Source organism: Pseudomonas sp. IT-P4 (genome assembly GCF_949767755.1).
Taxonomy (GTDB): Bacteria; Pseudomonadota; Gammaproteobacteria; order Pseudomonadales; family Pseudomonadaceae; genus Aquipseudomonas; species Aquipseudomonas monachiensis.
Map to the genome: position 1 here is coordinate 37,548 of NZ_CATKPX010000037.1, position 11,861 is coordinate 49,408.

An 11,861-nucleotide genomic window follows, 5' to 3' on the forward strand; every position below is an offset into this window, starting at 1 on the left:
GGATTTGTCATGACAATGTCCAACGATCCAATTGTTATCGTCAGCGCCGTCCGCACCCCGATGGGCGGTTTCCAGGGCGAGCTGAAAAGCCTGACCGCGCCGCAACTCGGTGCGGCCGCCATCAAGGCCGCCGTCGAACGTGCCGGTGTTGCCAGTGATGCCGTCGACGAGGTGTTGTTCGGTTGCGTACTGCCGGCCGGCCTTGGCCAGGCCCCTGCGCGTCAGGCGGCGCTGGGTGCGGGGCTGGATAAATCGACTCGCTGCACCACCCTGAACAAGATGTGCGGTTCCGGCATGGAAGCGGCGATCCTGGCCCATGACATGCTGGTGGCGGGCAGTGCCGATGTGGTGGTCGCCGGTGGCATGGAAAGCATGTCCAACGCGCCTTACCTGCTGGACCGCGCCCGTGCCGGCTACCGCATGGGCCATGGCCGGGTGCAGGACTCGATGTTCCTCGACGGCCTCGAAGACGCCTACGACAAAGGCCGCCTGATGGGCACTTTCGCCGAAGAGTGCGCCGAAACCAACAGCTTCAGCCGTGAAGCCCAGGACGCCTTCGCCATTGCCTCGACCACCCGCGCGCAGCAGGCGATCAAGGACGGCAGCTTCAAGGATGAAATCGTCCCGCTGACGGTGATGGTCGGCAAAGAGCAGGTGGTGATCAGCAATGACGAGCAGCCGCCAAAAGCCCGGCTGGACAAGATCGCTTCGTTGAAACCGGCGTTCCGCGAAGGCGGTACAGTGACGGCGGCCAACTCCAGTTCGATCTCCGACGGTGCGGCGGCATTGGTGCTGATGCGCCAGTCCCAGGCACAGAAGCAAGGCCTGAAGCCTCTGGCGGTGATTCATGGCCACGCTGCGTTCGCCGACACCCCGGGCCTGTTCCCGGTGGCGCCAATCGGTGCAATCAAGAAATTGATGAAGAAAACCGGCTGGTCGCTCAATGACGTCGATCTGGTGGAAGTCAACGAAGCCTTCGCCGTGGTCGGCATGGCCGCGATGACTCATCTGGAGATCCCCCACGAGAAGCTCAACGTGCACGGCGGCGCTTGCGCCCTCGGTCACCCGATCGGGGCTTCCGGTGCGCGGATTCTGGTGACCCTGCTTTCGGCCCTGCGCCAGAAAGGCCTGAAACGCGGCGTTGCGGCGATTTGTATCGGCGGCGGTGAAGCGACGGCCATGGCCGTGGAATGCCTGTATTAAGACCTGTAGGAGCTGCCGCAGGCTGCGATCTTTTGACCTTGATTTTTTAGCGATTTCAAGACTGCCAAAAATCAAAAGATCGCAGGCTTCGCCAGCTCCTACAGGGGGCAATTTATTTTTAAGGACTTGGCATGATCCCCAATGACGACCAACAACAAATCCGCGACATGGCCCGGGACTTTGCCCAGGAACGGCTCAAACCGTTCGCCGCCGAGTGGGACCGTGAGCATCGCTTTCCCAAGGAAGCCATCGGCGAGATGGCCGGGCTGGGCTTCTTCGGCATGCTGGTGCCGGAGCAGTGGGACGGATGCGATACCGGTTACCTGGCCTACGCCATGGCGCTGGAAGAAATCGCCGCCGGCGATGGTGCCTGCTCGACCATCATGAGCGTGCACAACTCCGTGGGCTGTGTGCCGATCCTCAACTACGGCACCGATGAGCAGAAAGAGCGCTTCCTCAAACCGCTGGCCAGCGGTGCGATGCTCGGCGCTTTCGCCCTGACCGAACCCCAGGCCGGTTCCGACGCCAGCGGCCTGAAAACCCGTGCGCGCCTGGAAGGCGATCACTATGTGCTCAACGGCTGCAAGCAGTTCATCACCTCCGGGCAGAATGCCGGGGTGGTGATCGTGTTTGCGGTGACCGATCCGAGCGCGGGCAAACGCGGCATCAGCGCTTTTATCGTGCCGACCGATTCGCCGGGCTACACCGTTGCGCGGGTCGAAGACAAGCTCGGCCAGCATGCGTCCGACACCTGCCAGATCCTCTTCGAAGACGTGAAGGTGCCGGTGGCCAACCGTTTGGGCGAGGAGGGCGAAGGCTACAGGATTGCCCTGGCCAACCTTGAAGGCGGTCGCGTCGGCATCGCTTCGCAATCGGTGGGCATGGCCCGTGCCGCCTTCGAAGCGGCGCGCGACTACGCCCGTGAGCGCCAGAGCTTCGGCAAGCCGATCATCGAGCACCAGGCCGTGGCCTTTCGCCTGGCGGACATGGCGACCCAGATCGCCGTGGCGCGGCAAATGGTTCACTACGCCGCCGCCCTGCGCGACAGCGGCAAACCGGCCCTGGTCGAAGCGTCGATGGCCAAACTGTTCGCCTCGGAAATGGCCGAGAAGGTATGCTCCTCGGCGCTGCAAACCCTGGGCGGTTACGGTTACCTCAACGATTTCCCGCTGGAGCGGATCTACCGCGACGTGCGGGTCTGCCAGATCTACGAAGGCACCAGCGATATTCAGCGCATGGTCATTTCGCGCAATTTATAAGAAGGAGAGAATCTGTGAACTACGAAACGATTTTGCTGGAAACCCACGGCCGCGTTGGCCTGATCACCCTCAACCGTCCACAGGCGCTGAACGCGTTGAACGCGCAGATCGTCAGCGAACTGAACCAGGCCCTCGATGGCTTCGAGGCGGACTCGAACATCGGCTGCATCGTCCTGACCGGTTCGAAAAAAGCCTTCGCCGCCGGTGCCGACATCAAGGAAATGGCCGAGCTGACCTATCCGCAGATCTACATCGACGACCTGTTCAGCGACAGCGATCGCGTGGCCAACCGCCGCAAGCCGATCATCGCGGCGGTCAACGGTTTTGCTTTGGGCGGCGGCTGTGAGCTGGCGTTGATGTGCGACTTCATTCTGGCCGGCGACAACGCCCGGTTCGGTCAGCCGGAAATCAACCTCGGCGTGTTGCCGGGCATGGGCGGCACCCAGCGCCTGACCCGTGCGGTGGGCAAGGCCAAGGCCATGGAAATGTGCCTGAGCGGTCGTCTGATCGATGCCGTGGAAGCGGAGCGTTGCGGGATTGTGGCGCGGATCGTGCCGAGTGATGAGCTGCTGGACGAAGCGCTGAAAGTCGCGGCGCTGATCGCCAAAAAGTCGTTGCCGATTGCGATGATGGTCAAGGAAAGCGTCAACCGTGCCTTTGAAGTGAGCCTGGCCGAAGGCGTGCGCTTTGAGCGCCGGGTGTTCCATGCGGCGTTTGCGACGCAGGATCAGAAGGAAGGGATGGCGGCGTTTATTGCCAAGCGTGAGGCTGAGTTCCAAGGCAAGTAATAGGGTTGCATCAAAAGATCGCAGCCTTCGGCAGCTCCTACAGGTGTATGCAAAACTCTGTAGGAGCTGCCGAAGGCTGCGATCTTTTGCTTTTACACCAGGTAGTTTTTCAGTTCCCGGGCAATCACCATCCGCTGAATCTCGCTCGACCCTTCGTAGATCTGCGTAATCCGCGCATCCCGGTAGTACTTCTCCACCGGATAGTCTTCCAGATAGCCATAGCCGCCATGAATCTGAATGGCGGACGAGCAGACCTTTTCCGCCATTTCCGAGGCAAACAGCTTGGCTTGTGACGCCTCCGACAGGCAGGGTTTGCCGGCCGTGCGCAGGCGTGCGGCATGCAGGATCAGCAGTCGAGCGGCGTTCAACTGCATGTGCATGTCGGCCAGCAAATTGGCGATGCTCTGGTGCTCGTTGATCGTCTTGCCAAACTGCACACGATCACGGGAATAAGCCAGTGCCGCTTCGAACGCCGCGCGGGCGATGCCCAGCGCCTGGGCGGCGATGCCGATGCGGCCGCCTTCGAGGTTGGACAAGGCAATGGCCAGGCCCTTGCCGCGTTCGCCCAGCAGATTGGCTTCGGCGATGGTGCAGTTGTTCAGGGTCACCGCGCAGGTGTCGGACGCCCGGATGCCCATCTTGTGTTCAGTGCGATCAACGATAAAACCGGCAGTGTCGGTCGGTACCAGGAACGCCGAGATGCCACGTTTGCCCAGGTCCGGATCGGTCACGGCAAACACAATCGCCAGCTTGGCGCGTTTGCCGTTGCTGACGAACTGCTTGGCGCCGTTGATCACCCACTGGCCGTCGCGCAGTTCGGCGCGGGTGCGCAGGTTGTGCGCCTCGGAACCGGCCTGGGGTTCGGTCAGGCAAAAGCAGCCGATGACCTTCCCGCTGGCAAGGTCCGCCAGCCAGGTCTGTTTCTGTTCTTCGCTGCCGTAGTTCATCACCGGCCCGCAGCCCACGGAGTTGTGGATGCTCATGAAGGCGCCGGTAGCACCGTCGCCGGCGGAAATCTCTTCCACCGCCAGTGCGTAGGCCACGTAGTCGACATAGGTGCCGCCCCATTCTTCGGGGACCACCATGCCCAGCAGGCCCAGTTCGCCCATCTTCGCCACCAGACCGTCATCGATCCAGCCGGCCTTTTCCCAGGCCTGGGCATGGGGCGCGATTTCGCCGCGGGCAAAATCCCGGGCCATGTCGCGGATCATGACTTGCTCTTCGCTCAATTCGATATCGTGCATGGTTCAGCTCTCGCTCTGGTCAAACTCGCTGAAGAAGCTCGCCACGTGTTCGGCGTCCAGCGCCTGGAGGGTGGGCGGGTTCCAGCGCGGTGTCTTGTCTTTGTCGATCAGCAAGGCGCGCACGCCTTCGATCAGGTCGCCGCGCTCGAACCACTGGCGGTCCAGGTGCAGCTCCAGGGCAAAACATTGCTCCAGCGGCAGCTCGCGTCCGCGACGGAGCATTTCCAGGGTCACGGCCATGGCCAGCGGCGAGCGGGTTTCCAGCAGGTTGGCGGTGGTGACGGCCCACTCATGGCTGTCGGCGACCGTTACCTGACGCAGTTGCTCCACAATACTCGGCACGTCGGCTTGGGCGAAGAAGTGGTCGATGGCCGGGCGCAAAGCCGCCAATGGTGCATCGGGCAGTTGCTGCACGGCGTATTTCGCCAGCAGGCCTTGCAGGTCCTTGAGCGGCGTGTCGTGCCATTCGAGCTGATCGAGTTTTTCGTCCAGCGTGCCCAGCTTGTCGCTTTCGAGGTACCAGTCGGCCAGCCCGCAATACAGCGCATCGGCGGCGCGAATCTGTACGCCGCTGACGCCGAGGTAAATCCCCAGTTCACCGGGGATGCGTGGCAGGAAGTAACTGCCGCCGACGTCCGGGAAGTAGCCGATGCCGACTTCCGGCATGGCCAGGCGGCTTTTCTCGGTGACCACGCGCAGGTCTGCGCCTTGCACCAGGCCCATGCCGCCGCCGAGGACAAAACCGTCCATCAGGGCCAGCACCGGTTTGCGGTAGTGGTGGATCGCGAGGTCGAGGGCGTATTCCTCGACGAAGAAATCTTCGTGCAGGGTGTCACCACTTTTGAAACTGTCATGCAGCGAGCGAATGTCGCCGCCAGCGCAGAAGGCTTTTTCCCCGGCACCGCGCAAGACCACGGCATGGACGTGCGGATCCTGGGCCCAGGCGTCGAGCTGGCGGTGCAGATTGCGCACCATGTCCAGGGTGAGGGCATTGAGGCCGGCGGGGCGGTTGAGGGTCAGGTGACCAATGTGGTTGCGAACCTCGGCCAGCACTTCGTTTTGCATGGCATCCATGGACTGGGTCCCGGGAGAAAAAACCTGAGCAGTCATCACTAACTCCCTGCTTTTATTGTTCTTTATCGAGATGCTCGCGCGCGAGCGATGGCGGATCGTATCAGCGCAAATTTGCCTTGTACAACCCGGATAAGTGCAGGTTGTCTGTGCATTTTTGCATGTTTGTGTCCGGTATTGTTACAGCGTAGACCAAGGCGATTTCAGGCAAACGCTGCGAGCAGATCCTCTTCGAACGCCTTCTGCGCCTCGCCGGCCACCTGCGCGCGGTGCCGGGCCAGATGAAACGCGACATCGAAACTCATGTCGCTTCGGCGCACGGCCCTGAGCAAACCCTTGTCCTCCCAGCCACGGGCGAAGTGGCTGGGCAAGTAACCGACATGCTTGCCGGAAAGGATGAAGGCGAGGGTGCCTTCGACTTGCTCCGAGCGCGCCGAACACAACTTGCCCTGGAAGGGTTCGTCGCTGCGCAGGAAACGGTAGGGGTGATCGACCCGGTCGCAGGCCTGCAGATCCTGATCCTTTGGGGCCGGGTTGGTGAACAGCGGATGGCCGGGGGCGCAATACAGATGCTGGGTTTCAATGAACAACTGGCGGTAGTCAAACGCGCTTTGCACTTGCGAGAAATAGCCGATGGCCAGGTCCAGCCGCTGTTGCAGCAGCAAACGCTCCATTTCACCAGGCATGGCGCTGATCAGTTCGATGCGCACGGACTCGTCCCGCTCACGGAAGCGCCGGATCGCCTCGGCCACCCGTTGCAGCACCGATTGATCCAGGGCTTCGGACAGGCCCAGGCGCACTTCGCCGATCAAGCGCCCGGCCACGCCGTTGGATTGATGACGGAAGGTTTCGATGGACTGGAACAATCCACGGGTGGCGTTGAGCAGCTGTTCACCCTTGGGCGTGACCCTGAACCCGCCCTTGCCGCGACTGCATAGCCGATAGCCCAGGCGGGTTTCCAGTTTGGCCATTTGCTGGCTGATGCTCGACTGGCTCAACCCCAACTCGCCCTGTGCGGCGCTGAAGCCGCCGCACTCCACCACGCTGACAAACAGACGCAACAATTGCAGATCCAGATCGTGGAGTTGGCCGAGCATCAAACATTACTCCGTCATAAAGTCAGGTTAATTAACTTGATATTTTACCAATGTATCCGACGACGCATCCTGCCACCACTTCCCCTGGTCAGGTGTTCGTCATGGCTCCCATGCTCAAGCTGTGTTTACCCGCGCTGTTCCTTGCCATGGCCGCATTGGCCCAGGCCGAAGACAAGGTGGTCAATCTGTACAGTTGGGCCGATTACGTGGCCCCCGAAACCCTGCAACGGTTCGAGCAGGAGACGGGTATCCATGTGCGCTATGACACCTTCGACTCTTCGGAAGTACTGGAGACCAAGTTGCTCACCGGCGGCAGCGGTTATGACGTGGTGGTGCCGTCCTCCAGCGTACTGGCCCGGGGGCTTGCGGCCGGGGCGTTGAAACCGATTCCCCACGAAGGACTCAAGGGTTACGCCAACCTCGATCCTGACTTGCTGGAAAAACTCGCCGCTGTCGATCCGGGCAACCGTTACGGCGTGCCTTACACCTGGGGCACCCTGGGTTTGGGCATGAACGTCGAGGCGCTCAGGCAGCGCTTGCCGGATGCGCCGCTCAACAGCCTGGATCTGCTGTTCAAACCCGAGTACGCGAGCAAGTTGAAAGACTGCGGCATCGCCATTCTCGACTCGCCCCAGGAGGTAATCGGACTGGCGTTGCATTACCTGGGTAAAGATCCCTACAGCACGGACAAGAACGATCTGTCAGCCGCCGAGGCGTTGCTGCATCAGTTACAGCCGAATGTGCTGTACGTTGCCACCGGGCGGCAGATCAGCGACCTGGCCAATGGCAGCGTGTGCCTGGCGCTGACCTACAACGGCGACGCGAGCATGGCCGCCGACCAGGCACGCAAGGCCAACAAACCCTATGAAGTCGCCTACCGGATTCCCCGGGAAGGCACCCTCGTGTGGCAGGACAACCTGGCGATTCCCAAGGACGCGCCGCACCCCGAAGCCGCCCGCGCCTTTATCGAGTTCATGTTGCGCCCCGAGTCCGTCGCGGCACTGACCAACACCTTGTTCTTCGCCACCGCCAACCAGGCCGCCACGCCGCTGGTGGATGAAGCGGTGCGCACCGATCCGGACATCTACCCGCTGGCCGACGTGCGGGAGCGGCTGTACGCCGACCGCAGCATGAACCTCAAGGACATGCGCCAGCGCACCCGCTTGTGGACCACATTCCGTAGCCGCCAATAAGAAAAGAGAAGGAGCCTTCAATGGACGTCCCGATGCAGAACGATCAAGCCCTTACCCGTGACAGCCTTTACGGCACGGCCGCCGAAAGTACCTACGCCGGTATCACCAGTTTCATGCGCCGGCGCTACAGTCGCGACCTGCGCGGCGTAGATGTGGCGGTCAGTGGCGTGCCGTTCGACACCGCGACCAGCAACCGCCCCGGCGCCCGCTTCGGACCACGGGGCATTCGTGCAGCCTCTGCCGGCATCGCCTGGGAACGCCACTGGCCGTGGACGTTTGATCCGTTCGATCACCTGGCAGTCGTCGACTACGGCGATTGCGATTTCGATTACGGCTCGCCGCAGTCGACGCCGGAAATGATCGAGGCCCACGCCGAGCACATCCTCAATGCTGGCACGGCAATGCTGACCTTTGGCGGCGACCATTTCATCACCTATCCGCTGCTCAAGGCCCATGCCCGCAAGCACGGGGCGCTGTCGCTGATCCACTTCGACGCCCACAGTGACACCTGGCCGGACGAAGAGGGCAAGCGCATCGACCACGGCACCATGTTCTGGCACGCAGCCAAAGAAGGACTGGTGGATCCGTCGCGCTCGGTGCAAATCGGCTTGCGCACCACCAACGACAATCACCAGGGTTTTCAAGTGCTCGACGCGCGGCAGGTGCATCGACGTGGCTGCGAAGCGATTGTCGAGGCGATTCGGGCGCGGGTCGGCGACAACCCGGTGTACCTGACCTTCGACATCGACTGCCTCGATCCGGCATTCGCTCCGGGCACCGGAACACCGGTGTGCGGCGGCTTGAGCACGGTTCAGGCGCTGGAGATTCTCGGTGGTCTGCGCGGGATCAACCTGGTGGGCATGGACGTGGTGGAAGTGGCCCCGGCCTATGACAGCGCGGAGATCACGTCATTGGCGGCAGCGACGCTGGCGATGGAGATGCTGTGTCTGTATGCGGCCAGACATAAGGTTGATATGTAATACAAAACCCAATGTGGGAGCGAGCAAGTCGGATCGCCGCACCGCCGCTCCCACAATTATGATTTGTGTCAGGCCACTGGAACGATTGGCAGGTCGAGGACCTGGCCACCGCTGAACCGCGCGGACGAACCGGCAATGGATTCGTGCGGCACGCCCTTGGCCACGTCACTGACGCCGTCCAGTCGCGCCAGTTGCTCGGTGCTCAACTGCACATTCAGCGCGCCCAACGTCGCATCCAACTGTTCACGGGTCCGGGAGCCGAGGATCGGAATCAGCGCCGTGGTCGAGCGCCGGGACTTTTCCCGCAACCAGGCGATGGCCACGTGGGTCGGGCTGGCGCCCAGTTCTGCGGCGACATCGATCAAGGTGTCGAGCAGGGCGGTTTCCCGGGCGCTTTTTTCGGCGTGAATCAGCACGCCGAGCTTGTTCGCGCGATTGTCGCCCTCACTGTTGCGATATTTGCCAGTCAGGAAGCCGCCACCCAGCGGCGACCACAGGGTCGCGGCCAGACCCAGGGCTTCGGCCATCGGCAGTTGTTCACGCTCGGCGCTGCGTTCGGCGAGGCTGTACTCGACCTGGATCGCAGCAATCGGCGCAAAGCCACGCACCTCGGCCAGCAGGTCGGCGCGGGCGATGCGCCACGCGGGGAAGTTCGACAGCCCGGCATAATGAATCTTGCCGGCACTGACCAGATCGTCGAAGCCGCGCAGGATCTCTTCCATCGGCGTGACACCGTCACTCATGTGCGCCCAGAACAGGTCGATATGCTCGGTCTTCAGCCGTTTCAGGCTTTCTTCGACGGCACGCACCATATTCTTGCGGCTGTTGCCAGTGTGGGAAATGCCGGCCGCCGGCGTAGTCCCCAGGGTGTATTTGGTGGCGATGACCAGGCGATCCCGTTCTGCGGCGATGAATTCGCTGAGCATGGCCTCGGACTGCCCGCCCTGATAGCCATTGGCGGTATCGATGAAGTTGCCGCCGGCTTCCAGGTAGCCATCAAAAATCCGTATGGCTTCGTCACGCTCGGCGCCATGCCCCCAACCGGTACCGAAGTTACCGGCGCCCAGCGCCAGTTCGGAAACACGCAAGCCGGTTTTACGACCGAAAACTTTGTAATGCATGGGATGACTCCAGAGTGGGTGACGACAAGGCTTAATAGATTACATGAAACATGTATTAAATATGATGCTGGTAATCTAATTGGTCAAGGCGCTTTTCCTCCCGGCATAAAATCGCCGATCACTGGTCGCGTTATCCGTGCGCAATGGCATACTGCCGCCCATGACTATCGATTCCCCCTTAAGCGCCTGGCAGCATGCCATCGAGCAAAAGGGCTTCGTCCAGGACGAGGCCCAGGAACATGCCGTGTGGGCCCTGCAAAAATGCCACGAGGCTCTGCACGAAGGCCGCGCGCCCATTTCCGGCGTGTACCTGTGGGGGCCGGTGGGGCGGGGCAAGACCTGGTTGATGGACCAGTTCTACCAAAGCCTGCGGGTACCGGCGCGGCGCCAGCACTTTCACCACTTCATGGGCTGGGTGCACCAGCGCTCGTTTCAACTGACCGGCACCGCCGACCCGCTCAAGGCGCTGGCCCGTGAGCTGGCCGAAGAAGTGCGGGTGCTGTGTTTCGACGAACTGTTCGTCAACGACATCGGTGATGCGATCATTCTCGGGCGCCTGTTCCAGGTGATGTTCGAACAGGGCGTGGTAGTGGTCTGCACGTCCAATCTGCCGCCGGACCAGTTGTACGCCGACGGCTTCAATCGCGACCGTTTCATGCCCGCCATCGCGGCGATCAAGCAGCACATGCAGGTGATTGCGGTGGATGGCGGGGAAGACCATCGCCTGCATCCGGGGGCCGGTTCGCAACGCTACTGGGTGGCCGAGCCCGGCAGGCCTGGCGCGCTGGTTGAAGTGTTCCAGGTGTTGAGCGTCGGCCAGTCAGTATCGAGCGAGTCGATCCAGGTCGGTTACCGCACCCTTGAGGTGGTCAAGGCCAGCCCGAGCGTGCTCTGGACCCGTTACGCCGCGCTGTGCGAGCAACCCTTCGCCGCCATGGATTTCATCGCCCTGTGCGATACCTACGGCGCTATTCTGTTGAGTGACGTGCCCAACCTCAGCGCACAGAAACGCGCCGGGCGCATTGCCCGGGGCACCGAGGACGGTGTCGAGCGGGTGGACGCGGGGGATCGCGAGTTGCCGCAGTTGTCGGTGCATGACGACGGTGTGCGACGGTTCATTGCCCTGGTGGACGAATGCTACGACCGCAAGGTGCCGCTGTACCTTGAAGCGCAAGTGCCCATGGCGTCGCTTTACACCGAGGGTTATCTGGAATTCCCGTTCCGCCGCACCCTCAGTCGATTGCAGGAAATGCAACTGCAGCGGTTTGCCGAAGTTTGATCGGGATTTGATCGGGAGCAGCGAAGATGAATCAGCCCCTGGCGCACCATTTGCTGACCATGGCCTATCAGAACGCCTGGGCCAATCACCGGCTGGCCAAGGCCTGGCGTCAGTTGAGCCCGCAGGAACTGAGCGCACCCCGGGTCAGCTTCTTCCCGACGATCCGCGCCACCCTCAACCACATCCTCACCTGTGACTGGTTTTACGTGGACGCCCTGGAGCGCGAACTGCGCGGCGACGATCCGCATCCCGATTGCCGGGTGTTTTTCAAGGAAGACGAGCCCTGCCTCATGGCAACGGACCTGGTTGGCGAACAGGCCCACGTCGACCGCCGGCTGATCGCCTATTGCGAGCAGATGCGTGACGCCGACCTCGGCAAAATCGTGACCATCGCCCGTGACACCCCGCAACACGACAGTCGCTTGCGCCTGCTGTCTCACTTGTTTGAACACCAGATCCATCACCGCGGCCAGGTTCACGCCATGCTCAGCGGCACCTCGGTCCAGCCACCGCAACTCGACGAGTTTTTCTGCGCCGGTGAGTCGCACTTGCGGGCCGAGGATTTCGCCGAGTTGGGGTGGACGGAGGCGTTGATCTGGGGCGCTTGAACGCCAAAGATTTGGTTC

General features: G+C 61.9%; 11 protein-coding genes. 7 read left to right on the top strand and 4 right to left on the bottom strand.

Features of this window, described 5'->3' with window-relative positions; all coding sequences use genetic code 11:
• Nucleotides 1–9 precede the first annotated feature (9 nt).
• From ACM6IT_RS16720 to ACM6IT_RS16730, 3 genes are all read left to right on the top strand, one after another.
• Nucleotides 10–1,203, top strand: a complete 1,194-nt coding sequence (locus tag ACM6IT_RS16720; RefSeq protein WP_056724584.1) for an acetyl-CoA C-acyltransferase — start codon at nucleotides 10–12, stop codon at nucleotides 1,201–1,203.
• Between the two features lie 131 nt (nucleotides 1,204–1,334).
• Entirely contained in the window at nucleotides 1,335–2,462 is a 1,128-nt protein-coding gene (locus tag ACM6IT_RS16725; protein WP_414918376.1) for an acyl-CoA dehydrogenase, read from the top strand.
• Between the two features lie 14 nt (nucleotides 2,463–2,476).
• Nucleotides 2,477–3,250, top strand: coding sequence for an enoyl-CoA hydratase (locus ACM6IT_RS16730; RefSeq protein ID WP_056724587.1), 774 nt, complete (start codon nucleotides 2,477–2,479; stop codon nucleotides 3,248–3,250).
• Between the two features lie 92 nt (nucleotides 3,251–3,342).
• Here the strand turns inward: ACM6IT_RS16730 and ACM6IT_RS16735 are convergent, their stop codons facing one another.
• The 3 genes from ACM6IT_RS16735 to ACM6IT_RS16745 all read right to left on the bottom strand — a co-directional run bounded on the left by ACM6IT_RS16735 (nucleotide 3,343) and on the right by ACM6IT_RS16745 (nucleotide 6,662).
• Nucleotides 3,343–4,494, bottom strand: coding sequence for an acyl-CoA dehydrogenase family protein (locus ACM6IT_RS16735; RefSeq protein ID WP_414914408.1), 1,152 nt, complete (start codon nucleotides 4,492–4,494; stop codon nucleotides 3,343–3,345).
• Between the two features lie 3 nt (nucleotides 4,495–4,497).
• Nucleotides 4,498–5,604 (bottom strand): enoyl-CoA hydratase/isomerase family protein, encoded by a 1,107-nt coding sequence (locus ACM6IT_RS16740; RefSeq protein WP_414914409.1) that lies wholly within the window; start codon nucleotides 5,602–5,604, stop codon nucleotides 4,498–4,500.
• 164 nt (nucleotides 5,605–5,768) lie between these two features.
• On the bottom strand, nucleotides 5,769–6,662 hold the full coding sequence (locus ACM6IT_RS16745; RefSeq protein ID WP_414914410.1) for a LysR family transcriptional regulator: 894 nt from the start codon (nucleotides 6,660–6,662) through the stop codon (nucleotides 5,769–5,771).
• Between the two features lie 101 nt (nucleotides 6,663–6,763).
• Here ACM6IT_RS16745 and ACM6IT_RS16750 point away from each other — a divergent pair, with 101 nt between their 5' ends.
• Both ACM6IT_RS16750 and speB read left to right on the top strand, forming a co-directional pair.
• Nucleotides 6,764–7,855, top strand: a complete 1,092-nt coding sequence (locus ACM6IT_RS16750) for a polyamine ABC transporter substrate-binding protein (RefSeq protein ID WP_414918377.1) — start codon at nucleotides 6,764–6,766, stop codon at nucleotides 7,853–7,855.
• A gap of 20 nt (nucleotides 7,856–7,875) precedes the next feature.
• Nucleotides 7,876–8,835 (top strand): agmatinase, encoded by a 960-nt coding sequence (speB, locus tag ACM6IT_RS16755; RefSeq protein WP_414918378.1) that lies wholly within the window; start codon nucleotides 7,876–7,878, stop codon nucleotides 8,833–8,835.
• A gap of 68 nt (nucleotides 8,836–8,903) precedes the next feature.
• On the opposite strand, the gene ACM6IT_RS16760 is transcribed toward speB, so the two are convergent.
• Entirely contained in the window at nucleotides 8,904–9,956 is a 1,053-nt protein-coding gene (locus ACM6IT_RS16760) for an aldo/keto reductase (RefSeq protein ID WP_223540938.1), read from the bottom strand.
• Between the two features lie 160 nt (nucleotides 9,957–10,116).
• On the opposite strand from ACM6IT_RS16760, the gene zapE reads away from it, so the two are divergent.
• Nucleotides 10,117–11,235 (top strand): cell division protein ZapE, encoded by a 1,119-nt coding sequence (gene zapE, locus ACM6IT_RS16765; RefSeq protein WP_056724604.1) that lies wholly within the window; start codon nucleotides 10,117–10,119, stop codon nucleotides 11,233–11,235.
• Between the two features lie 26 nt (nucleotides 11,236–11,261).
• Nucleotides 11,262–11,843: a DinB family protein gene (locus ACM6IT_RS16770; RefSeq protein ID WP_056724606.1), complete on the top strand. Its 582-nt coding sequence runs from the start codon at nucleotides 11,262–11,264 to the stop codon at nucleotides 11,841–11,843.
• Nucleotides 11,844–11,861: the final 18 nt, after the last annotated feature.

Coding starts and splice junctions, on each gene's coding strand:
- ACM6IT_RS16720 (WP_056724584.1), top strand. CDS start 10: ATGACAATGTCCAACGATCCAATTGTTATCGTCAGCGCCGTCCGCACC.
- ACM6IT_RS16735 (WP_414914408.1), bottom strand. CDS start 4,494: ATGCACGATATCGAATTGAGCGAAGAGCAAGTCATGATCCGCGACATG.
- ACM6IT_RS16750 (WP_414918377.1), top strand. CDS start 6,764: ATGGCTCCCATGCTCAAGCTGTGTTTACCCGCGCTGTTCCTTGCCATG.
- ACM6IT_RS16770 (WP_056724606.1), top strand. CDS start 11,262: ATGAATCAGCCCCTGGCGCACCATTTGCTGACCATGGCCTATCAGAAC.
- ACM6IT_RS16760 (WP_223540938.1), bottom strand. CDS start 9,956: ATGCATTACAAAGTTTTCGGTCGTAAAACCGGCTTGCGTGTTTCCGAA.
- ACM6IT_RS16745 (WP_414914410.1), bottom strand. CDS start 6,662: ATGCTCGGCCAACTCCACGATCTGGATCTGCAATTGTTGCGTCTGTTT.
- zapE (WP_056724604.1), top strand. CDS start 10,117: ATGACTATCGATTCCCCCTTAAGCGCCTGGCAGCATGCCATCGAGCAA.
- speB (WP_414918378.1), top strand. CDS start 7,876: ATGGACGTCCCGATGCAGAACGATCAAGCCCTTACCCGTGACAGCCTT.
- ACM6IT_RS16740 (WP_414914409.1), bottom strand. CDS start 5,604: ATGACTGCTCAGGTTTTTTCTCCCGGGACCCAGTCCATGGATGCCATG.
- ACM6IT_RS16725 (WP_414918376.1), top strand. CDS start 1,335: ATGATCCCCAATGACGACCAACAACAAATCCGCGACATGGCCCGGGAC.